This is a genomic window from Serratia sp. CY81684 (assembly GCF_052166595.1).
In the GTDB taxonomy this organism is placed as follows: domain Bacteria; phylum Pseudomonadota; class Gammaproteobacteria; order Enterobacterales; family Enterobacteriaceae; genus Serratia; species Serratia nematodiphila.
Genome location: NZ_JBJNOO010000001.1, coordinates 1383502 through 1406823, shown reverse-complemented (window position 1 = coordinate 1406823; position 23322 = coordinate 1383502). Strand labels below are relative to the sequence as shown.

Here is a 23322-nt window from a genome sequence, read left to right as displayed (position 1 = left end):
GGATATATTTCATGAGCTTACTGAAACTTCAATGGGGAAAGAAGGCCGATGCCAATACCTTGACTTATTTAGCTAAACAGCTTGAGAAAAGCGCTGATAGCCAAAGTGAGTCAGGTGCCTTCGCCGACGCGGCCGCTCTCGATACCTTTGGCCGTTCGCTCGCCAGCGGGACACCTTCCGTCGAGCAGTTTAAGCTACTGGCCAGCGCCCGCCACTTCCTGCGGGCTGACAACAACGAAAAAATCTACGCTTCGCTGTATCACGAAAATCTGAGCCAGGACGTCTCCCTGGCCTTGCTACAGAATGCTGGCCACGGTCGATACCAAAGCAGCATCGTGTCATTCTGCAAGGAGATGCTCCCACTCGACGGCGCTCGTGAGCCTCATTCGACGGATGTCGCCGCCTATCAACTCAAGATCGCTCAACCGCTGAATTACACGCCTATCGCCGAATTGTCGCTCTCCGCCGACGGCATATTGAGCGGCTCGGTGAACACCGGCAGTCAGCATTCGTTGAGTCCTGAGGAATTGGCCGCTCTGACGCACGTCTTTCTTAATGTGAATGCCTCGGCCGCCGTTGATTTTAGCCATTCGCCCCAGTTGAAAGAGGTGACCTTGCAAGGGAGTGCGCCAACCGATACCACCGCCCTGAACTCGCTAAAAAATAAGGGATTCGCTTTGCGGCTTAATCTGGATGATAACCCTTACTTCAAAACGGTAGACAAGATTACATTTGGTACCGAACGGGATGTGGTGGTGATTTCCGATAAGTTCGATCTCGCCAATGCCAAAATGGAAATTCTTTTTGGCATCGGTGGTGCCAGTCTATTTTTGAGTGGCAATGGCGTGAATCATAGCGCCAATATTGTCAGCACGACGTTCACCGCACAGAACTATTTTGATGCGGATGGCGTTATTTCCGCCAACCTGATCTTAAAGGATATCTATCTGACCACAACGGCAAGCGGCAGTATTGAAGGAATAATCAAAACCAATGTTAACCAGTTCCAATTCTTTCCTCAGATCGATCTGGCAGGTTATCGCGGTACCGGAAACATTTATCTGGATGGCAAATTGATCGCGACAGAAGGCGCCAACGTATTCGATTATGGCGTAATCAATCAAACGGCCAGTATTTATAACGACCATTATACAGACGTCACCCACTTACAGCAGGCGCCCCATGCTGTAAAAAGTGGTGACGGTTATTACTGGACGGGAAGTCAAGGACTTACGCTTTCCGGTTTCGCCGATAATGTACATATCATCAATCTTCCCGTCTTCGACACGCTGCCTTTTCTCACCATCAACGGCGATGCCGGTGCGCAAAGCAAGCTTCACCTGGAACTGGCGCCGGTTACGCCTCCCTCGACGTTATTTGGCCCTTGGGGGGTAAGCATCGGAAATAGCGCCATCGAACGCCTGGACGCAGGAACGCTCAGTTTCGCCAGCCATTTCATTGGCGCACGGCCGCAAGAAGAGCTGCGGCTGTATGCCAATGGTTCGAAACTCGCCTCGGTGGCGCTGGAAGGAGCCGGCAACAATATTTCCAAGATCAACATCAGCGGCATAGGAAAGCTGGAAGTGACGGTAAAAGCTGACTTTAGCGACAGCTTGAAACATATTGTTATTGAACCCATTTTCGATCCCATGAATGAAGGGATCCCGCGCGTTGAAACCGATCTGAAGCTGGATAAGGCCGGCAGCGGCGGCGGCGAGTTTTATAAACTGCTATCCGCACTGAGCGACCCGAGCGCCTATGGCGGTATTATCGGCGCACTGGCCGGCGAACAGATCAACATCCAGTACACCAATACTCAGACCCTGACTATCAAAGGCAATACCACGCTGAATAAACTGGCGATGGCCAATCAATACGCGCACCACAACAAAATCAACTTTGAACAAAGCACGATCGACAGCATGGTCACGATTAACACTCTCACGCCGACCGACACGCTTACCGTTGGTGTTCGGGATCAACAGTGGCTGTTCGACAGCGAAAAATCCGGCAATATCGTGCTTTATGGCAGCCTGACGCAAATGGCCGACATCAATACCCTGTTTGATTCATTAACCGTCGCAGACGACAGCACGGCGCAAGATATATTTGCTCAGGCGCTATCAAAAATAACCCATGGCGGCAGTGAAAATAATCTGCAAAGCGTAGGCGTGTTCAAGTTGGCAACCAACGCATACATTATCATTGATAATAATCACAATAAGCAATTTGACGCTGAGGACATTGTATTCTCCTTGGGAGATAAAGATATTTATGAGATTGCAGCAAACCTTCATTATCGGGCGCCGACTATTGATCTTGCCGGCACTCCCACCCCATCCGTCACAGAGCTAAGTTTGGTCTAACTCTCTGCGGGTGCGGTCGCCTCAAACGGCGGCCGCATTCGCGAAAAATACAGAATTTCCTTAGGCTCAACCGCATTGCAATCATGTGGATTTGGACTGTACTTGTTGATGCTTATTTTTTGTCAACACAGGGGTTAACATGAGTTTATTATCGTCACAACAGGATGTAGCCATCCTTTTTTATGCCACACTCGGTAAAAAAGCCGATAGCGCCGCATTAAACTTCTTTGCCCGCCAGCTGGAATCGGGGCAGTACAGCAGAGATCAGCTGGCCGAAAAATTCATCCAGTCTCAGGATGGGCATCATCGCTATGACGGCCTGACAACGTCGCAAAAAATTCAATACATCTATAAAAATACGACAGGCGCCGATCCAACACCCGATTTGCTGGCCACGCTGGTCGCGCAAACCAATGCAGGAAAAACGCTGGGGCTGATTACCAAGGATCTTATCGCCGGCGTGAAGAGCTATATGGGTGATACTGCGGCACCGGTCGCACAGCAACAGCATTTGTTTGATATTATTGATACAACCTTACACCCCGCTTTGTCCCCCTATCCCGCGAATGCTGAAGCGGCAGCCGATATTCAAGCCCTGTTTTACATCGTAGGCAGCCTCGCGGTGGCGGAAGGCGTCAATTATTGGAGCCAGGTGCTGGCGACAGGAAAAGCTGACGCCAGCTATATCGCCGGCCGTTTCGTCGATACGCGTAGCGCGTTGACCACGTTAAGTAATGAAGACTTCGTCAAAACCGTCTATAAAAATACCTTCGGCGTTGATGCTGGCGCAAGCGAGCTTGCCAATTATGTCACCGGGTTGAATAATCACACCGAAACTCGAGGCGATGTCATCATGCGTCTGATCGCCGATATTCGCAACGACACAACACATGCCGCAGCCAAACAGGCTTTTCTTAATGCTACCCATGTCTACGCTGCGGGTGAGATGGCTGCGGCCAACTATCAGGAAAGCGTGGCGCTGCTCTTTCTGCAACTGGGGAAAAAGGCCACGCTGGAATCAACCGGACTGGACAGTTACAGCAAATTCCTCGCCGCGGGGAACTCCGAGCTCGATCTGCTGACCATTCTGGCTAAATCCCCCCCCTTCAAAGATGCCGCAGACTTCGCCAGGATTTATCACGAACTGTATTACGGCCCGGCGCTGAGCGAACTGCAAAAACAGGCAATTTTGCTCAAAGCCGGCAATAATCCGCTGCAGGCGACGCTGAATATTTTGCATGCGTTCCGCAGCGGGGAAGCGCCGCTGGAGGGTGGAGTCAGCCCAAGTCACGAGCAACTCGTCAATCTCGAATACAAAATTGGCAGCGAGCTGGGATACCAGATCCGCGGCAACGTCACGATGTCGAATGCCGACGGCGCCCTCAACGGCAGCCTGAATACCGGTAAGCAACACGCGTTAAGCCATGCGGAAATCAGCCAGCTGCGCGAGATCACCCTTAACGCCGAGATCGGCTCCGCGGTCGATCTCAGCTTTGCCAAATCGTTGCAAAAAGTCACGCTGCAGGGCGACTTCGCCACCAGTGAAGCAATGCTTCAATCGCTGAGAAACCTGAATGTCACCCTTTTTCTTAGCGAGGGCAACCTGCTGAACGCCCCCGAAGGGATTAACTTTTCCAACGTTAAGAACAGCACCGTCGTCGCCGACCGGCTCGAGATGACGACGGCAGCCGCGCAAATCAATCTGGCCGCCGGGAAGCATCAGCTTGTCTGGCAAGGCAATGCCACCGCCGACAGCGGCAATAGGGTCAGCAGTGATTTCAAAGCGACGGCGATTAATAGCGATCCCGAGACATCTTACTATAGTGTCTCAGCCAATTTTTTCACCAAGGTCGTCCACCTGACGGCCAGCGCCGGCGGCGGCTATGACGCTGAAATTACAAATAACGTTAATCAGTTCCTATACTTCAACTATGTAGATTTGACCCACTATCGCGGTACCGGAGAGATTTATCTTAACGGGCAGCGGGTCGCTACCGAAGGCAACAAGGTATTTGACTTTGGGTTGTTCACGCAAGAAGCCACCGTCTCCCACCCGATTTACGGTAACATCAACTCGCTAAAACAAGGCGAAATGGCGCAACCCAATGCTTCGCAAAACGCTACGGGGTTGGCTGGAGGGATAATTACGGCCTACTCCGGAGATTTAACGCTGCTCAACGTCAGCAGCGGACAGTTTACCCTCGGCGGCGACTTGACCGCGAAAAGCCGTATCCACATCAGCGATACGGCACATAGCGACGACAGTTTTAAATTGTTCTTTACCGATACGGCTAGCCATACGGTAACCAACCTCAATATGGGTACTTTCAGCTTTACATCGAACCATAAAGAAACGCTCGAAATCCGTATGGGCAGCAATCTCGACATTGTGCAAAATCGCACGTTGACCCTGAGCGGCGGGGACAACTCGATTAGCACGTTGATGCTGAGCGGCTATATGTACACAGGCGATAAGCCGCTGGTGCTTAATCTGACCGTTGCCGCAGATTTTAGTGATAACCTGAAAACCATCATAGGCAGCGAATTTACCGATGAACGCCGTTATTACTCCGACATGAAGCTGTTCCTCGTCGCAGAAAAAGGCGGCACCGGCGGCGGCGCTTTCTACAACACGCTAAACACGCTGGCCAATAAAGACGATTTCGCCCATGTCATTGCCGAACTTGCCGGCGACCAGTTAACGGTCGACCGCACCGGATTGACCGTCTATAAAGCCGACGTTAAGGGCAACACGACGTTGGATAGCGCCGGTACGTTACATTTTACCGATAGCAAAATAGACAATATGGTCACGCTCAATACCGGCTATGCCAACAGCGTCATCTCCGTGGGAGAAACCGACAACCCATGGGTTTTCTCCAAGACAGGAGACAAGACCGCAACCTTGTACGGCAGCGCCACCACCCAAACTGAGTTACAAAATGCGTTCAGTGGCCTGAATGCGACGGACAATCCCCAAGCGCTGTTCTCACAGGTACTGGCGAAAATAACGAACGGCGCCAGCACCAATAACCTGGCGGAAGTCGGATTGCTAAAGTTGGACAAATCGCTCTATGTCATCGTGGATAGCAATCATAATCACAGCTTTGACGCCGATGATGTCGTTTTCTCGATCGGCAATCAGGATCCCTATCTGGCTGCCGTCTCTCTGCACTACCACTCGCCCGCTGTCACCGTGAACGGTGTTGCGGCCGAAAACTCGCTGCCGGAGGCGTTTGCCTGATCGTCATCCGCGCCATGCGATAAAAAAAGCCCGGGGGAGCTCCCCCGGGCTTTTCATGTCATATAGACTGACTGACGTTTACTGCCAATCCACCAGGCAGTAATGCTTTTTGCCGCGGCGCAGCAGCGTGTAGCGGCCGAACAGACGGTCTGAATCGCTGAAGCGGTATTCGGCATCGGACTGCTTCTCGCCGTTGATGGTTACCGCGTTGGAGCCGATCATGGTGCGCGCCTGGCCGCGTGACGGTACCAGCTCGGCATTCACCAGCGCCTGCTGCAGATCGGCGTCGCGGCCCAGTTTGATGGTCGGCATGCCGTCCTGCGCCAGCTGGGCGAAGTCCGCTTCGGTCATGTCGTGCAGCGCGCCGGAGAACAGGCTCTGGGTGATGCGCTTGGCGGCCGCCAGGCCTTCCGCACCGTGCACCATGCCGGTCACTTCTTCCGCCAGCACGTACTGGGCGCGCGGCGCCTTGCCGCTGTTCTTGTCTTCTTCTTCCAGCGCGTTGATGTCTTCCAGGCTCATGAAGGTGAAGAACTTCAGGAAGCGGTAAACGTCGGCATCTGCGGTGTTGATCCAGAACTGGTAGAACTTGTACGGGCTGGTTTTTTCCGGCGCCAGCCAGACCGCGCCGCCTTCGGTTTTACCGAACTTGGTGCCGTCTGCCTTGGTGATCAACGGCACGGTCAGGCCGAACACCTGCTTCTGATGCTGACGACGCGTCAGATCGATACCCGAGGTGATGTTGCCCCACTGATCGGAACCGCCGATCTGCAGCTCCACCTGGTGGCGGTTGTACAGTTCGGAGAAATCGAAGCCCTGCAGCAGGTTGTAGGAGAACTCGGTGAAGGAGATGCCGGAGTCGTCGCGATTCAGGCGCTGCTTAACCGCTTCCTTGTTAATCATCTGGTTGACGGAGAAGTGCTTGCCGATATCACGCAGGAAGGTCAGCACGTTCATGCCGCCGAACCAGTCGTAGTTGTTGGCCGCGATAGCGCTGTTGCTGCCGCAGTCGAAATCGAGGAACGGGGAAACCTGTTTGCGGATCTTCTCCACCCACTCGTTCACCGTATCGGTGGTGTTCAGCTTGCGCTCCGCCGCTTTGAAGCTCGGATCGCCGATGAGGCCGGTGGCGCCGCCCACCAGCGCTACCGGCTTGTGGCCGGCCAGCTGGAAGCGCTTCAGGCACAACAGAGGAACCAGATGGCCCAAATGCAAGCTGTCAGCGGTCGGATCGAAACCGCAATACAGTGCAATTGGCCCTTGCGCCAGTCGCTCCGCTAACGCTTCCTCATCCGTAACCTGGGCAACGAGGCCCCGCTCTTGCAGTTGTTTAATCAAGTTGCTGCTTGCCATCAATGACTCCATGTATAAACGAATGCACCTTTGCCGGTACACGGCCTTTCGCCCAGTGGCGAAATAAAAATTCAGGGTAGCGCATAGAATAAAGCGCCGGCGGCATCAGCACCAGCGCTTAGAGAGGATTTTCCGCCTTCAGGGTGCCAGTCGGTCAATTTTCCAGTCATTCCCGTCCCGCTGATACAGGAAACGGTCATGCAGGCGATGGGCGCCACCCTGCCAGAACTCGACGGAGTCGAATTTCACGCGGAATCCGCCCCAGAAACTCGGCAACGGCACCTCGCCCTGCTGGAACTTCTGCTTCAGCTCGAGGAATTTACTTTCCAGCACGCCGCGCGCGGAAATGCGCGACGATTGCTGCGAGACCCAGGCGCCGATCTGGCTGTCCTTCGGCCGGCTGTTGAAATACTTCAGCACGTCGAGCGTCGACAGACGCTCCGCCTGGCCGAGGAAAATCACCTGGCGATCGAGCATGTGCCAGGGGAACAGCAGGCTGATATGCGGGTTGTGCGCCAGCTGTTGCGCCTTGCGGCTGCCGAGGTTGGTGTAGAACACCAGCCCCTGCTCATCGAAATGCTTCAGCAGCACGATGCGTTGATAAGGCTGGCCGTGTTCGTCGACGGTCGCGACGCACATGGCGGTGGGATCCGCCAGGCGCGCGTCGCAGGCCTGTTTCAACCAACGCTCGAACAGTTCGAGCGGGCTGGCGGTCAGATCGTTGCGGCGCAGGCCGCCCCGGGTGTATTCACGGCGCAGGTCCGCAACATCAAACTCATTCTTTTCAATCATCTGGGTTATCGACCAACTGAAAAAATCCGTCGTTACATTCTGCGCCTGCGGCGTCAGGAACTCAATCGCTCCGACGCCGCCGTCAACCCTCACTCCGTCAACACGCAGTCGCTCATGACTACCTTGCCGTTGCGCTCAAGATAGGCGTTACGGTCTTTCGACCAAAAAGTGTATTTGCCGTCGCTGTATTTGGCGCCGGTCAGCGCCAGCACCTGCTTAAGATGCAGCTGCTCACCATCCATCAGCAGGCTGACTTCACTCGCCTTGCCGTCGAGCGCCACCGTCAGCGGCGTAGTGCCACACTGATAGTGCATCGTCTGGCTGCTCTGCGGCAGGATGTAACTGCAGCCGGACAGCGCCAGTGCGCCGGCGACGAAAATGACTTTTTTCATGCTGTTGCTCCTTAGAAAAATCCTTCACAGGCTATCCTAACAGAGCTAACTGCCCCCCAATGGCAAAACCGGATAAATCCCACCCAGCACCGTTTCACGGCTGGCGCCGGTTACCGAAGGCAGGTTGCCGGCCTGGCCGGACAGCGTACGGAAGGCCAGCCAGGCAAAGGCCAACGCCTCCATGTCGTCACCGCTGACGCCGAAATCGTCGGTCAGCCCAACTTCCGTGCCCGGCAGCAGCGCCGACAAACGCGCCATCAGCAGCGTGTTGCGCGCCCCGCCGCCGCACACCAACAGACGCTCGCACCCGCCGGCCAGCTGCACCTGTTCGCTGATGCTGACGGCGGTCAGTTCCGTGAGCGTGGCCTGAACGTCGACCGGCGCCATCGCCGGCAATCCGGCCAGCTGCCGCTCCAGCCAAGCGATATTGAAATACTCGCGGCCGGTGCTTTTCGGCGCCGGCTGCGCGAAGTACGGATCCGCCAGCATCTGCTGCAACAACGGCAAGCAGACTCGCCCCTGCATCGCCCAGCCGCCGTCCTGATCGTAAGGCTGCGCGCGGTGGCGCCACACCCAGGCGTCCATCAGCATGTTGCCCGGCCCGGTATCGAAACCGCGTACCGCCGTACCGGGCAACAGCAGAGAAAGGTTGGCGATGCCGCCGACGTTTAGCACCATGCGCCGCTCGACGGGATGCCCCAGCAGCGCCTGATGAAACGCCGGCACCAGCGGGGCGCCCTGCCCGCCGTACGCCATGTCGCGCCGGCGGAAATCGCCGACGGTGGTGATATTGGTCAGCGCGGCGATGCGGTTGTTATCGCCGAGCTGCATGGAGAAACGCGCGTCGCCTTCCGGCTCGTGCCACACCGTCTGGCCGTGGCAACCGATGGCGGTGACCTGCTCCGCGTCGATGCCGGTTTGCTTCAGCAGGCCGAGCACCGCCTCGCCGAACAGCGTACCCAACTGCGCATCCAGCCGGCCGACGGCGGCCAACGTAGTTTGCTGCCCCTGGCACATCCCCAGGATCTCTTTTTTCAACGCCATCGGCATCGGATGGCTATAGCTGGCCTGCTGCGCCACCATGCGATCGTCGATCGCGGCCAATACCACATCGATTCCGTCCAGACTGGTGCCGGACATGACGCCTATATAGCGGCCTGACTTCATAGCAACATCCTCTAACCCGCGCGGTAAGCAAAATTTGTCCTGACAAATAAACCAGAATTGCCGGATTAACGCCATGAATTATGATGCTTTTTTTACGCACCGTGAGCCAGATGCCTTCTGGCGCCGCTGTGGCACGGGCTATGTGTTAAACCGTGCCATAACAGGCGACGGAATGTCACCAAGGCTGTCATAAAGGTAAACCGCGGTTTATTATTGGTTGAACAGAGAAAAGTTAAGCTGCATGCAGCGATGAAGCATGGCGGTGTGTCAACTTTCAGCCATACTTTGTCTATCATTTTCACTGAATCTTGCCTGGTGAGCATTGCCAGGCTATGGACTACTACCATCAGGAGTTTTATATGATCAAGCGTCTTCTCGTCGTCGCCGTCGCCGCCGTTACGCTGGCCGGCTGTGCCAATGAATCCATGTCCGGCGATGTCTACTCGTCCTCGCAGGCCAAGCAGGTACAGACCGTCACCTACGGGACGCTGGTTTCCGTGCGTCCGGTTAAAATTCAGGGCGGCGAAGGCTCCAACGCCATGGGGATGATCGGCGGCGCGGTGATTGGCGGGCTGTTGGGCAACACCGTTGGCGGCGGCACCGGTCGTACGCTGGCTACCGCGGCGGGCGCTATTGCCGGCGGCGCGGCAGGTAACAGCATCGGTGAAGTGGCCGGTCGTACCTCCGGCTACGAGCTGGAAATCAAGACCGACCAGAAAGAGAACATCGTGGTGGTACAGAAAGCGGGCGACAGCAAGTTCAGCCCTGGCCAGCGTGTGCGCATGGCGCGCATGGGCGACACCATCACCGTTTCCCCGCTGTAAGTCAGTCGGCGACAAACGGCAAACCGGAGGCAATCGCCTCCGGTTTTATTTCTGATGCTGTGAAACTGTAATCGTAGAAAATAAGAATATTATTATTTGTTCTGCAGTTCGGTGATATTTTGTTCTAACTTGCCAATCAGCCCTACCAACAGATGCACTTCGTCGGCGGTAATGCCGCTTAAAATCTCACTGCGTGTCGACGTGATCACGCTGTCCACTTCCCTGATGATCGGATCGGCCGCTTCGGTCAGCTTGATGCGCTTCGCGCGGCGATCGTTGGCACAGGTGTGACGCGTGATCAGCCCCTTCTCCTCCAATTGGTCCAGCGTGCGAACCAGTGACGGTTGCTCGATACCGATCGCCTTGGCCAACTGGATTTGCGACTGCTCCGGCGGCAAACGATTGATATTGTGCAAAGTGACCCAGTGCGTTTGGGTCAGCTCCAACGGCTTGAGCCGATGATCGATGAGCGCGCGCCAAACACGAACTAATCGTGCTAAATCTGAACCTAATGTTGACTCCACTTCCCCCTCCTTATAATTAGCATGCTAACATTACCTCCCAGAGTTTAGACTATTTTGGGTAACTCACATTAAAAACACAAATGTATATAATGTATATTGTGGAAATAGCCACTATTTTCGGCCGTTATCGTTTAATCGTTATGCAAATATTCAACATATTCACCCTTAGGGATTGTTAATGTGAATACATCATGGTTACACACCTCATCCCCCTTACCCGATTTGGTCCTGGGGGCATCGCTTTATTTTCCACCTATATTTAAAGCTTTTTTACTAGGACTGGTCTTATGGCTGCTGATTCATCAACTGCTGAGAGACTGGATGTATTCCGGTGAAATCTGGCATCCCATGTTGATGGACCTGTCCATTTTCGTTCTGACCGTCAGCGGTTCCTTATGGATTTTAGCGAGTTGGTAACCCATGCAGCATAAAACATTAAAATACTTCTCTACGGTGATCGTCTGCGCCATTGCCGTCTGCGCCGGTTGGTGGCTCTGGAATTATTATATGCAATCCCCATGGACCCGTGATGGAAAAGTGCGCGCCGAACTCGTCAATATCACCCCTGAAGTCTCTGGAAGATTAGAGAAAATAAGCGCGAATGACAATCAGTTCGTACCTGCGGGAAGTCTGATTTTTACCCTCGACCCGGTGCCCTACCAGATCGCGCTGGACAATGCCGAGGCCGCGGTGGCAAAAGCGCAATCGGATCTGGCCAAAGCAGACCACGAGGCTGCCCGCCGCCGCGGTTTGCCGCGCAACGTTATTTCCGCTGAAGATTTGGATGAGTCCAATTTAGCCGCCCAAGCAATGAAGGCCGCCTATAAAGCCGCCCTGGCCAACCTGGAACAGGCCAAATGGAATTTGAGCAAAACTAAAATTTACGCGCCGACCGACGGTTATATCACCAATCTGCAGGCGCGGGTCGGGAACTACGCCAACGCCGGCACGCCTTTGGTCGCGCTGGTGGATGTCCATTCGTTTTATGTACTCGGTTATTTCGAAGAAACCAAGCTGAAACATATAAAAGAAGGCAATAAAGCCGATATTGTCTTATATAACGGCAACACCCCGCTGCAGGGAGAAGTAGAGAGTATCGGCCGCGCCATTTACGATCAGAGCGTCGACAGCAGCAACGATCTATTAATGGACGTTAAGCCTAATGTGCCTTGGGTGCGTTTGGCTCAGCGTGTGCCGGTGCGGATAAAATTGCTCAACGTGCCCGCCGATTTGACGCTGGTCGCCGGCACCACCTGCACCATTTCGATTCATCAGCGGAACTAAAGTGTGAACCTGCCCTTTCTGGAGTGGAGCCGTACCCCCTGGGGTAAGGCGACCGGCGGCCAATGGCGCTATGCGCTGCGCAACTCGCTGGCGATGTGTCTGGCGCTGTGGGTGGCGTTCGTGCTCGAACTCGACGAACCCTATTGGGCGCTTACCTCCGCCGCGGTGGTGAGCTTCCCCACCATCGGCGGCGTGATCAGCAAAAGCATCGGCCGCATCTTCGGCAGCCTGGTGGGCGCCGCCGCCTCGGTGGCGATCGCCGGGCACTGCCTGAACGATCCCTGGCTGTTTACGCTGTTCATCGCCGCCTGGATCGGGTTGTGCACCTACGTCTCCAACCATTACCAAAACAACGTCTCTTATGCCTTCGCGCTGGCGGGCTATACCGCCGCCATCATCGCCTTCGGCACGGTCAACGTCACCGATACCCAGCAGATCTTCGATATCGCCCAAGCGCGGGTTTGCGAAGTGATCACCGGCATTCTGTGCGGCGGGCTGATGATGATGATCCTGCCCAGCACCTCCGACGGCGAAGCCTTGCTGACTTCGCTGCGGCGCATGCAGCTGCGCCTGCTGGAGCACGCCGCCATGCTGTGGCAGCCGGAGGTCACCGCACAGATGCGCACCTCGCACGAAGGGGTCATCGGCCAGATTCTGACCATGAACCTGCTGCGCATTCAGGCATTCTGGAGCCACTACCGGCTGCGGCGGCAAAATAACCTGCTCAACTATCTGCTGCACCAGCAGCTGCGCATTACCAGCGTCATCTCCAGCCTGCGCCGCATGCTGCTGAACTGGCCGGATCGCCCCGCCAATCTGATGCCGGTGCTGACGCAACTACTGGACGAGCTGCGCGATCCCGCCACCGATAAATATCGCTTGGCGCGCCTGCTCCAGCAGATCGCGCCAAGCGATCCCGCGGACTATCGCCATCGCGCCTTCTGGCTGCGGTTGCGCGATTTCTGTTGGCTTTACCTGCGCTGCAGCCGCTGGCTGCGGCGGTTGGAAAGCGCCACGGCGGTCAGCGATCTCCAACCGCCGCGCGCCACTTCGCTGGCGCGCCATACCGACAGCTATGAAGCCGCCTACAACGGCCTGCGCACCTTTTTGTGCATCGTGATCGGCTGCGCCTACTGGATCAACACGCAATGGGACGCCGGCAGCGCGGCGCTGACGCTCACCGCCATCAGCTGCGTGCTCTACTCCTCCACGCCTTCGCCGATCAACAGCGTCAGCACCTTGCTCAAGGCGGTGCTGCTGCTCTCGGTCGCCTGCTTCGTGGTGAAATTCGGTTTGATGATCCAGATTGACGATTTCTGGGTGTTCTGCGCCTTCCTGTTCCCGATCCTGGTGACCATGCAGATGCTCAAGCTGCAGAACCCGCCTTATGCCGCGCTTTGGGGGCAGCTGATCGTCTTTATGGGCTCGTTTCTGACCGTCAGCAATCCGCCGAGCTATGACTACCAGTCCTTTATCAATGACAACATCGCTAAAGTCGTCGGCGTGCTGCTGGCCGGGCTGGCGTTTCAGATCCTGCGCCCCAGCTCGGACAAACGCAAAAGCCGCCGCATTATCCGCGCGCTGCGGCGCGACTTTATCGATCAGTTGAGCAAACGGCCGCAGCAGAGCGAAAGCCAGTTCGAATCGCTGATCTACCATCGCATCAGCCAGCTCAATCAAAGTCAGGATCAGGAGGCGCGCACCTGGTTACTGCGCTGGGGCGTGGTGCTGCTCAACTGCAGCCATATCGTCTGGCAACTGCGCGACTGGCAAACCCGCTCAGATCCGCTGTCGGCGGTGCGCAACGTCTGTATCCACTGCCTGCGCGGCATCATGACGGAGAAAGGCGTGCAGCACAGTTCGCTGGACGCCACGCTGCAGGAATTGCTGCGCATGAGCAACGCCCTGGCGCACCACCCGGAACAGGCGGCGCGCGATCTGGCCGGCCTGATTTGGCGGCTCTACTGCTCGCTGCAGCAATTGCAACAGGCGATGGGCCAGCCCGCCGCCGCACCGGCCGTTAGCGGCGGGTGATCACTTGATCACGCCGCAGGCGAAGCGCGCACCGCCGCCGCCGAGCGGCTGTGGATGATCCGAGTGGTTATCGCCGCCGGCGTGCACCATCAGCGCCTTGCCCTCAATTTCGCTGATTTTTTTCAGCCGTGGCGCCAACACCGGATCGTTCGCCATGCCGTCGGCGGTCACATAGATGGCCGGCAAATCGCCCAGATGCCCGTCGGCATAGGGTCCGAGGTGTTTCCCGGTTTTTTGCGGATCAAAATGCCCGCCAGCCGCCAGCGCCGCCACCGCCTTGCCGTCCTTCATGCCCGGCTCGCAGCTGCCTTTCTCATGCACATGGAAACCGTGCACCCCGGCCGGCAAGGCTTTCAGGCTCGGCGTGAACAGTAAGCCGTAAGGCGTTTCGCTGATGGCCACTTTGCCGATATCCTGACCGATACCCTGCCCGGTCACCAAATTCATCTCAACGTCGACCGTCGCTGCCTGAGCGGCCCCGCAGGCCATCAGGCCAAGCGCCGCATACCAATAACGTTTCATCAATCAGTCTCCTTAATGACTATATCGAGTTATCAGTATAGGAGAGCCAACGCCAGCACTGTTAACCAACGCACAATCTCGCCAATTTGATTCGCGGGCCTAATATTTAGCACCAATAATAATTCTACCGATGTTGGTCCTCTGACCAGCTGTCGTTCGGCTAACGTTGTTTCCCCTGTTTCCACCGCCGACGCGCGAGAGTTCACTTCCCGGCCAGGCGGCATACTTCATAAGGAACTGATATGGGCATCTTTAGCTATAAGGATCTGGACGAAAACGCGTCAAAGGCGCTGTTTTCCGACGCCTTGGCCATCTCTACCTACGCTTACCACAATATCGATAACGGCTTCGATGAAGGCTATCACCAGACCGGTTTCGGGCTCGGTCTGCCGCTGACGCTGATCACGGCGCTCATCGGCAGCACCCAGTCGCAGGGCGGCCTGCCCGGTCTCCCCTGGAACCCCGACTCCGAACAGGCCGCGCAGGACGCAGTGAACAATGCCGGCTGGTCAGTGATCGATGCCACGCAGTTGGGTTACGCCGGCAAAACCGATGCGCGCGGCACCTACTACGGCGAGACCGCCGGTTACACCACCGCGCAGGCCGAGGTGCTGGGCAAATATGACAGCGAAGGCAATCTCACCGCCATTGGCATCTCATTTCGCGGCACCAGCGGCCCGCGCGAGTCGTTGATCGGCGATACCATCGGCGATGTGATTAACGATCTGCTGGCCGGGTTCGGGCCGAAAGGCTACGCCGACGGCTACACGCTGAAGGCGTTCGGCAACTTGCTGGGGGACGTGGCGAAATTCGCGCAGGCCCACGGGCTGAGCGGCGAGGACGTGGTGGTCAGCGGCCACAGCCTCGGCGGGCTGGCGGTCAACAGCATGGCGGCGCAGAGCGACGCCAACTGGGGCAGCTTCTACGCGCAGTCCAACTATGTCGCCTTCGCCTCGCCGACCCAGTACGAAACCGGCGGCAAAGTGATCAACATCGGCTATGAGAACGATCCGGTGTTTCGCGCGCTCGACGGCACCTCGCTGACCCTACCGTCATTGGGCGTTCACGATGCGCCGCATACCTCCGCCACCAACAATATCGTCAACTTCAACGATCACTACGCGTCGGACGCCTGGAATCTGTTGCCGTTCTCCATTCTCAACATTCCGACCTGGCTATCCCACCTGCCGTTCTTCTATCAGGATGGCCTGATGCGGGTGCTGAACTCCGAGTTTTATTCGCTGACCGACAAAGACTCGACCATCATCGTCTCCAACCTGTCGAACGTGACGCGCGGCAATACCTGGGTGGAAGACCTGAACCGCAACGCGGAAACGCACAGCGGGCCGACGTTTATCATCGGCAGCGACGGCAATGATTTGATCAAGGGCGGCAAAGGCAACGATTATCTCGAGGGCCGCGACGGCGACGATATCTTCCGCGACGCCGGCGGCTATAACCTGATCGCCGGCGGCAAAGGCCACAATATCTTCGATACCCAGCAGGCGTTGAAGAATACCGAGGTCGCCTACGACGGCAACACGCTTTACCTGCGCGACGCCAAGGGCGGCATTACGCTGGCGGACGACATCAGCACCCTGCGCAGCAAAGAAACCTCCTGGCTTATCTTCAACAAAGAAGTGGATCATCAGGTAACCGCCGCCGGATTGAAATCAGACTCAGGCCTCAAAGCCTATGCCGCCGCCACCACCGGCGGCGACGGCGATGACGTCCTGCAGGCTCGCAGCCACGACGCCTGGTTGTTCGGCAACGCCGGCAACGACACGCTGATCGGCCACGCCGGCGGCAACCTGACCTTCGTCGGCGGCAGCGGCGATGACATCCTGAAGGGCGTCGGCAACGGCAACACCTTCCTGTTCAGCGGCGATTTCGGCCGCGACCAGCTGTATGGCTTCAACGCCAGCGATAAACTGGTGTTTATCGGCACCGAAGGCGCCAGCGGCAATATCCGCGACTACGCCACGCAGCAAAACGACGATCTGGTGCTGGCCTTCGGCCACAGCCAGGTCACGCTGATCGGCGTCTCGCTCGATCACATCAGCACCGATCAGGTGGTGTTGGCCTAAAGATCGGCATAAAAAAAGCCGGGCGCTTTCGCCGCCCGGCTTTCCTCTTTCTGCCCGCCTTAAGGCACGTCATACCCCAGCGCCGCCTTGCGAATGCGGAACCACTGCTGGCGGCTCAGCACCAGTTTCTGCGCCTTCAGCGCCGAACGCACCCGCTCAATCTTGCCGGAGCCGATGATTGGCAACGGCGACGACGGCAGGCGCATCACCCAGGCGTACACCACCTGCTCGATGGTCTCCGCGCCGATCTCTTGCGCCACCCGCTGCAACTCGTCGCGCAGCGGCTGAAACTCGGCGTCGTTGAACAAACGCCCGCCGCCTAGGCAGGACCAGGCCATCGGCTTGATGCGCAGTTGCTGGCACTGGTCGAGCGTGCCGTCGAGAATGGCCGGTTGGTGAATCGGCGAGATCTCCACCTGGTTGGTCGCCAGCGTGAACGGCAGACGCGACTGCAGCAGTTGGAACTGCGCGGGCGTAAAGTTGGATACGCCGAAATGGCGCACCTTGCCGCTTTTGTGCAACGCAACGAAGGCTTCGGCTACGTCGTCAGCGTCCATCAACGGATCCGGGCGGTGGATCAGCAGCAGATCGAGGTAATCGGTATGCAGATGGCGCAGTGACTGTTCCGCACTCTGCACGATATGATCGCGGTCGGTGATGTAATGCCCAATCGGGTTACCGGGCTTGGCGGTGGTGGCGATGCCGCACTTGGTCACCAATTCCAGCGACTGGCGTAGCGCCGGCTTCAGACGCAGCGCGTCGCCGAACGCCTGTTCGCAGGCATAGCCACCGTAGATATCGGCGTGATCGGCGGTGGTGACGCCCAGTTCGACATGCTGTTCGATGAACGTCAGCAGCTGCTGCGGTGACATGCCCCACTCCATCAACCGCCAGTAACCGCAAATCATGCGGGAAAATTCAGGCCCCTGCGGCGCGAGACGAATACGTTCTACCATTGCGAAAACCTCATGACATTAGTTGTCAGCCAGCATACACAAGCCGGTGAGGCACAGGGAAGCGGTAAGCCACACGAACGTGCGGCAGATCAGGAAAGGTTAAAACAACGACGGCTGCTCCGGCAGCGGCTCGTCGGGCGCTTTATTGGCGCGTTGCAGCCGCAGGAAGCGTTGGCGGCACAGGCGCAGCACCTCGCGCTTTTGCGCATCGCTCATGTTCATCCAGCCGAAACGCTCCTCGCGGCTGCGCAGGCAGCCACGGCAGAATCCACGATCGTCGGCCTGACAAATGCCGCGACAGGGGCTGGGGATGTCGAAAAACTCAAGCTGCTGCGCCACGGGGCTCCTCCTGCGTTCTCTTGCTAATTGAAGACGCCATCGCCGCCGCTGGCAAGTCCCTTTTCGCCATTGCGGCGAAAATAGTCGCGCAAATAGCGCAGCGCCTGGCGGCTTTTTTCCGGCACATTGCGTTCGAGCGTCAGCGCGTGCAGTCGCAGCGCCGCCGGCCGCCACTCCGGCAACAGCAGCAACAGCTCGCCGCGCTGCAGTTCGTCGCCAATTTCATACAGCGGCTGAACGGAAATGCCCAGCCCGGCGCGGGTAAAGGCGCGCATCACGTTCATGCTCTCGCTGACGATCTGTCCTTCCGCCAGCCGCAGCTTGACCTGCTGGCCGGACTGGTGCTGCAAATCCAGATACGCCCCGCTGTAGCCGCTGGAGATCCAGCGGTGCTGTACCAAATCCTGCGGTTTTTCCGGCACCCCATGCTGGCTGAGGTAACGCGGTGCGGCGCACAGCACCATCGGCCACGCTGTCAGCGGATGCGCAATCATATTGGCGTCCGCCAGCTGCCGGTTGGCCCGCAGCGCAATGTCGACCCGCTGTTCTATCATATCGACGATGCGATCGTCCGCCAGCACTCGCAGCGTCAGCTTGGGATGCGCCTGCAACAGCGGCGACAACGCCTCCGCCAACGAACGGCCGCCGATGCCGACCGGGGTGGCGATGCGCAGCTCCCCCACCAGCGTATCCCGCAGCTCCGCTAACCGCTGCTCCGCCTGCAGCGCCTGTTGCAGCATCGCCTCGCAGCCGGGATAGAACGCCGCTCCCGCCTCGGTCAGCGCCAGACGGCGGGTGGAACGATGCAGCAACGGCACCCCAAGCGCCTTCTCCAGCGAGCGCATGTGCTGGCTGACCGCCGACGGCGTCATGCCCAGCCGCCGTGCCGCACCGGCCAGCGAGCCCTCCGCCACCACGGTGGCGAATACCGCCATTCGATTGAGTTTATCCACGATTATGAAGTTTTACTTAATCAAGAAAGCATGAATATGGCACTAATCACGGCTATTGTTAAGGACTAGAGTAGAAACCACGCGGCAGGCACCTCGGTCTGCCTCACGATACTGAACCTATCCCCGAAGGAGCATACAGATGAAAGTAGCCATTATTGGAGCAACCGGTTTTGTTGGCCGCCGCGTGGTGGATGAAGCGCTGGCTCGCGGTATTCAGGTGACGGCAATCGCGCGCCAGAAAAAAGAGTTGCCGGAGCACGCCAATCTGACCGTCGCACTGGGCGACGTCGCCGATACGGCTTGGCTGGCGGGACAATTGCGCGGCCAGGACGCGGTGATCAGCGCCTACAACCCCGGCTGGGGCGAAGACAACCTGTATGAGAAAACCACCCGCGGCGCCCAGCAGATCCTCACCGCGGTCGAGCAGGCCGGCGTCAAACGCCTGTTGGTGGTCGGCGGAGCCGGCAGCCTGGAAGTGGCGCCGGGCGTTGAACTGGTGGATACGCCGCAGTTCCCGGAAAATATCCGCCCCGGCGCGCAGGCGGTGCGCGATCTGCGCAACAAACTGCGTAACGAGTCGGCACTCGACTGGACCTATCTTTCGCCGGCCGCCCTGCTGGAGCCGGGCAAACGCACCGGCCAGTTCCGCCTCGGCACCACGCAACTGCTGATGAACGGCGAAGCGCCGGCCAGCATTTCGGTGGAAGACCTGGCGGTCGCTATCGTTGATGAAATTGAAAAGCCTCAGTTTATTCGCGCGCAATTCACCGCCGCCTACTAAACCGCCCCGCCGCCAGGCCGCTCGGCCTGGCGTTTTCCGCGTATTCTCCGCCGCCAGTAATCTGAGTTTCTAAGGTTTTCTTAAGTTTCATCCGGTAGATTTCAAGGCATTATCTACTTTCAGGATCCCGATTTGGCAATGTGGTTACGTCAACGCTTACGGTGCAACAGCCTCGGTTTTACCCTCGCCGCCGCCCTGTTCTTCACTTTATTTCAGAACGCCTTATTCCTGCAGCGCGCCTGGTCGTATATCACCTTCGATAGCGCCCACAGCGTGATTTTCGCCGCCAGCATGCCGGTGGTGATCTTCTGTGCGTTGAATATCATCTTCAGCGTGTTGACCGTGCCCTACCTGCGCAAGCCGCTGATCATCTTTTTCTTGCTCGGCAGCGCCGCAGCCAACTATTTCATGTTCAGCTATGGTGTGGTGATCGACGGCAACATGATGCAAAACGCCTTCGAAACCAACCCTCAGGAGGCGACCGCGCTGCTGACGCCGCGCATGGGATTGTGGCTGACGCTGCTCGGCATTCTGCCGGCGGTGGCGGTCTGCTTCACCCAAATTCGCCAGACTCGCCCCTGGTGGTACATGGTCGGACTGCGCGCCGCCAACGTCATGCTGTCGTTGGTGGTGATCCTGATCGTCGCCGCGCTGTTCTACAAAGACTACGCTTCGCTGATCCGCAACAATAAAAGCGTGGTGAAGATGTTGACGCCGTCCAACTTCGTGGCCGGCACCATCAAGTTTACCGAACAGCGTTACTTCACCCGCAATCTGCCGCTGGTCAAGATCGGCGAAGATGCGCGTAAAGGGCCGCTGATCGCCAGGCAGGCCAAGAAAACGCTGGTGATCCTGGTCGTGGGCGAAACCGCCCGCGCCGAAAACTTCTCCCTCGGCGGCTATGAACGCGAAACCAACCCGCGCCTGAAGCAGGACAACGTGGTCTACTTCAAAAACGCCAGCTCCTGCGGCACCGAAACGGCGATCTCCGTGCCCTGCATGTTCTCCAACATGCCACGCAAGGAGTACGACGCGACTCAGGCGACGCACCAGGAAGGCATGCTCGACGTGCTGGCGCATGCCGGCGTCAATGTGCTGTGGCGCGATAACGACGGCGGCTGCAAAGGCGCCTGCGACCGGGTGCCGCACATCGACATGACCAAGCTGAAACCGCCGCAGGACTGCGACGGCGAGGTTTGCATGGACAACGTGCTTTTGTACAAGCTGAACGACTACATCAATAGCCTGAAAGACGACGGCGTGATCGTGCTGCACCAGATGGGCAGCCACGGCCCGGCTTACTACCGCCGCAGCACGCCAGAACTCCAGGCGTTTTCGCCGACCTGCAACAGTAATCAGATCCAGGATTGCAGCCATGAACAATTGGTGAACACCTACGACAACTCAATCCTGTATACCGACGCGATGCTCGATGCCACCATCAAGCTGCTGCGGCAGTATGACGACCGTTTCAATACCGCGCTGGTCTATTTGTCCGATCATGGCGAATCGCTGGGGGAAAACGGCATGTATCTGCACGGCACGCCTTATGTCTTCGCACCGAGCCAGCAAACGCACGTGCCTTTCCTGATGTGGATGTCGGCCGACTATCAGCGCAATTTCGGCATCGATCGCCAGTGTCTGAATACGCTGGCGGAAAAGGACGAGGTTTCGCAGGACAACCTGTTCCACACCCTGTTGGGTATGCTGAACGTACAAACCCGCGAATATCAATCCCAGTTGGATATCCTGCAACGCTGCCGCAACGCGGCGTAGCGCTTAACTTCCGCGTGCCGCTGGGGCACAATAGTTTGCAGACAAACCGGCGTTTTGTGCGCCGGTTTTTTTATTCCCATTGACCTAGACCAATCGGTCTATTATGCTCGGCACCATGATGACCAAATCAACGCATTGCAACGTGGATACACGTGAACATCTGCTCGCCACCGGCGAAACCCTCAGCCTGCGCCTGGGCTTTACCGGCATGGGGCTGAGTGAACTGCTGGCCACCGCGGGCGTGCCGAAAGGCTCGTTCTACCACTATTTTCGCTCGAAGGAAGCCTTCGGCGAAGCGATGCTGCAGCGCTATTTCGCGCATTATGATGCAGAAATGCAGGCGCTGTTTGCCGACAGGCGCGGTGATGCCCGCCACCAGCTGCTCGGCTATTACGCCCAGGCTATCAGCTACCACTGCCGCAGCGAATGCCACAACGCCTGCCTGGCGGTGAAGCTTTCCGCCGAGGTGAGCGATCTGTCGGAACCGATGCGCCATGCGCTGGAAACGGGCACCGCTCGCGTGATCGGCCACCTTCAGGAGGCCATCGAGCGCGGTATCGCCGAGGGCTCGCTGTCGGTAGCCATGAGCCCGGCGGCAACCGCAGAAACGCTGTATTCACTGTGGCTCGGCGCCACGCTGCGCGCCAAGATCCGTCACTCGCTGGCGCCGTTGACCAGCGCGCTGGAAAGCATCGAGTTGCTGCTGCGCCCGCCGCAACCGTAACGGTAACAACTTATTTTTATTGAAAAAATGCAGTTCATGGTTTTTTATCGCCCATTACTAGACGACCGGTCTATTAAATACAGGATGCACTATGAAGACTGAAAAATTGCTCTCTCCGCTGAAGGTTGGCGCCATCACCCTGCCCAACCGCGTGTTTATGGCTCCGCTGACGCGTTTGCGCAGCATCGAGCCGGGCGATATTCCTACGCCGCTGATGGCGGAATATTACGCACAGCGCGCCAGCGCCGGCCTGATCGTGACCGAAGCGACCCAGGTTTCCTTCCAGGCGAAAGGCTACGCCGGTGCGCCGGGGTTGCATACGCCGGAGCAGATCGCCGCATGGAAAAACATCACGCAGGCAGTGCATGACAACAACGGCCATATCGCCGTGCAGCTGTGGCACGTAGGCCGCATTTCCCACGCCAGCCTGCAGCCAGGCGGGCAAGCACCGGTCGCGCCTTCGGCCATCAACGCTGAAACCCGCACCACCGTGCGTGATGAAACCGGCGCCTGGGTGCGCGTGCCGACCTCCACGCCGCGCGCGCTGGAAACCAGCGAGATCCCGGGCATCATCAACGATTTCCGCCAGGCAACCGCCAACGCGCGCGAAGCCGGTTTCGATTTCATCGAACTGCATGCTGCCCACGGCTATCTGCTGCACCAGTTCATGTCACCGGCTTCCAACCAACGTACCGATCAATACGGTGGCAGCATTGAGAATCGCACCCGCCTGACGCTGGAAGTGGTCGACGCCACCATCGCCGAATGGGGTGCCGAACACATCGGTATCCGTATCTCGCCGCTGGGGCCGTTCAACGGGCTGGACAACGGCGAAGATCAGGAAGAAGCGGCGCTGTATCTGGTGGAAGAGCTGAATAAGCGCAATATCGCTTACCTGCACATCTCCGAACCTGACTGGGCCGGCGGCAAACCGTATTCCGACGCCTTCCGCGACTCGGTGCGCGCCCACTTTAAAGGGGTGATCGTCGGTGCCGGCGCCTACACCGCCGAAAAAGCCGAAGCATTGATCGAAAAAGGTTTCATCGACGCGGTGGCCTTCGGCCGCAGCTACATCGCCAACCCGGATCTGGTAGAGCGTTTCCGCCAGCACGCCCCGCTGAACGAACCTAAGCCGGAAACCTTCTACGGCGGCGGCGCCGAAGGCTATACCGACTATCCGTTTCTGGCGAAGTAACCTGTCCTG

General features: G+C 57.7%; 20 protein-coding genes. 11 read left to right on the top strand and 9 right to left on the bottom strand.

What is annotated here, in order from left to right; translation table 11 throughout:
- The first annotated feature begins 11 nt into the window (after positions 1–11).
- Positions 12–2366 carry a hypothetical protein gene (locus tag ACJ8QF_RS06980; protein ID WP_442537382.1) on the top strand — a complete coding sequence of 785 codons (2355 nt, stop codon included), beginning with the start codon at positions 12–14 and terminating at the stop codon, positions 2364–2366.
- Positions 2367–2505: 139 nt separating this feature from the next.
- On the top strand, positions 2506–5610 hold the full coding sequence (locus ACJ8QF_RS06975) for a DUF4214 domain-containing protein (RefSeq protein ID WP_442537381.1): 3105 nt from the start codon (positions 2506–2508) through the stop codon (positions 5608–5610).
- A gap of 78 nt (positions 5611–5688) precedes the next feature.
- Here the strand turns inward: ACJ8QF_RS06975 and tyrS are convergent, their stop codons facing one another.
- The 4 genes from tyrS to anmK form a co-directional block, all read right to left on the bottom strand.
- Positions 5689–6963: a tyrosine--tRNA ligase gene (gene tyrS / locus ACJ8QF_RS06970; protein ID WP_442537380.1), complete on the bottom strand. Its 1275-nt coding sequence runs from the start codon at positions 6961–6963 to the stop codon at positions 5689–5691.
- 138 nt (positions 6964–7101) lie between these two features.
- Entirely contained in the window at positions 7102–7755 is a 654-nt protein-coding gene (gene pdxH, locus ACJ8QF_RS06965; RefSeq protein ID WP_004931292.1) for a pyridoxamine 5'-phosphate oxidase, read from the bottom strand.
- 89 nt (positions 7756–7844) lie between these two features.
- A complete protein-coding gene (locus ACJ8QF_RS06960; protein ID WP_004931294.1) occupies positions 7845–8147 on the bottom strand; it encodes an MliC family protein in 303 nt (100 codons plus the stop codon).
- A 45-nt stretch (positions 8148–8192) separates the two neighbouring features.
- A complete protein-coding gene (gene anmK / locus ACJ8QF_RS06955; protein WP_275095873.1) occupies positions 8193–9314 on the bottom strand; it encodes an anhydro-N-acetylmuramic acid kinase in 1122 nt (373 codons plus the stop codon).
- Between the two features lie 359 nt (positions 9315–9673).
- Here anmK and ACJ8QF_RS06950 point away from each other — a divergent pair, with 359 nt between their 5' ends.
- Positions 9674–10138, top strand: a complete 465-nt coding sequence (locus tag ACJ8QF_RS06950) for a glycine zipper 2TM domain-containing protein (RefSeq protein WP_004931299.1) — start codon at positions 9674–9676, stop codon at positions 10136–10138.
- A 92-nt stretch (positions 10139–10230) separates the two neighbouring features.
- Here the strand turns inward: ACJ8QF_RS06950 and slyA are convergent, their stop codons facing one another.
- Positions 10231–10662: a transcriptional regulator SlyA gene (slyA, locus tag ACJ8QF_RS06945; protein WP_004931301.1), complete on the bottom strand. Its 432-nt coding sequence runs from the start codon at positions 10660–10662 to the stop codon at positions 10231–10233.
- A gap of 180 nt (positions 10663–10842) precedes the next feature.
- Between slyA and ACJ8QF_RS06940 the strand changes: the two genes are divergently transcribed.
- From ACJ8QF_RS06940 to ACJ8QF_RS06930, 3 genes are read left to right on the top strand one after another with little or no spacing between them, the layout of a single operon-like run.
- The gene (locus ACJ8QF_RS06940; RefSeq protein ID WP_004931303.1) at positions 10843–11079 is read left to right on the top strand and encodes a DUF1656 domain-containing protein; all 237 of its coding nucleotides are present in this window, start codon (positions 10843–10845) and stop codon (positions 11077–11079) included.
- Positions 11080–11082: 3 nt separating this feature from the next.
- Positions 11083–11946, top strand: a complete 864-nt coding sequence (locus ACJ8QF_RS06935) for an efflux RND transporter periplasmic adaptor subunit (protein WP_004931305.1) — start codon at positions 11083–11085, stop codon at positions 11944–11946.
- Positions 11947–11949: 3 nt separating this feature from the next.
- Positions 11950–13980 carry an FUSC family protein gene (locus ACJ8QF_RS06930; RefSeq protein ID WP_265261497.1) on the top strand — a complete coding sequence of 677 codons (2031 nt, stop codon included), beginning with the start codon at positions 11950–11952 and terminating at the stop codon, positions 13978–13980.
- On the opposite strand, the gene sodC is transcribed toward ACJ8QF_RS06930, so the two are convergent.
- Entirely contained in the window at positions 13981–14502 is a 522-nt protein-coding gene (gene sodC / locus ACJ8QF_RS06925) for a superoxide dismutase family protein (RefSeq protein ID WP_015377733.1), read from the bottom strand. It abuts the gene before it with no gap.
- A 242-nt stretch (positions 14503–14744) separates the two neighbouring features.
- Between sodC and ACJ8QF_RS06920 the strand changes: the two genes are divergently transcribed.
- Complete coding sequence (locus ACJ8QF_RS06920; protein ID WP_265261498.1) at positions 14745–16589, top strand: polyurethane esterase; 1845 nt, start codon at positions 14745–14747, stop codon at positions 16587–16589.
- A gap of 59 nt (positions 16590–16648) precedes the next feature.
- Here ACJ8QF_RS06920 and ACJ8QF_RS06915 read toward each other — a convergent pair whose 3' ends face one another.
- The 3 genes from ACJ8QF_RS06915 to ACJ8QF_RS06905 all read right to left on the bottom strand — a co-directional run bounded on the left by ACJ8QF_RS06915 (position 16649) and on the right by ACJ8QF_RS06905 (position 18837).
- Complete coding sequence (locus ACJ8QF_RS06915) at positions 16649–17545, bottom strand: aldo/keto reductase (protein ID WP_004931312.1); 897 nt, start codon at positions 17543–17545, stop codon at positions 16649–16651.
- 99 nt (positions 17546–17644) lie between these two features.
- On the bottom strand, positions 17645–17884 hold the full coding sequence (locus tag ACJ8QF_RS06910) for a DUF1289 domain-containing protein (protein WP_015377731.1): 240 nt from the start codon (positions 17882–17884) through the stop codon (positions 17645–17647).
- Positions 17885–17907: 23 nt separating this feature from the next.
- The gene (locus ACJ8QF_RS06905) at positions 17908–18837 is read right to left on the bottom strand and encodes a LysR substrate-binding domain-containing protein (RefSeq protein WP_442537379.1); all 930 of its coding nucleotides are present in this window, start codon (positions 18835–18837) and stop codon (positions 17908–17910) included.
- A 139-nt stretch (positions 18838–18976) separates the two neighbouring features.
- On the opposite strand from ACJ8QF_RS06905, the gene ACJ8QF_RS06900 reads away from it, so the two are divergent.
- The 4 genes from ACJ8QF_RS06900 (at position 18977) to ACJ8QF_RS06885 (ending at position 23313) form a co-directional block, all read left to right on the top strand.
- Entirely contained in the window at positions 18977–19618 is a 642-nt protein-coding gene (locus ACJ8QF_RS06900; protein WP_004931317.1) for an NAD(P)-dependent oxidoreductase, read from the top strand.
- Positions 19619–19756: 138 nt separating this feature from the next.
- Positions 19757–21394 (top strand): phosphoethanolamine transferase EptA, encoded by a 1638-nt coding sequence (eptA, locus tag ACJ8QF_RS06895; protein WP_275095868.1) that lies wholly within the window; start codon positions 19757–19759, stop codon positions 21392–21394.
- A gap of 103 nt (positions 21395–21497) precedes the next feature.
- Entirely contained in the window at positions 21498–22118 is a 621-nt protein-coding gene (locus ACJ8QF_RS06890; RefSeq protein ID WP_021505463.1) for a TetR/AcrR family transcriptional regulator, read from the top strand.
- 91 nt (positions 22119–22209) lie between these two features.
- Positions 22210–23313 (top strand): alkene reductase, encoded by a 1104-nt coding sequence (locus ACJ8QF_RS06885; protein ID WP_004931322.1) that lies wholly within the window; start codon positions 22210–22212, stop codon positions 23311–23313.
- Positions 23314–23322 lie beyond the last annotated feature (9 nt).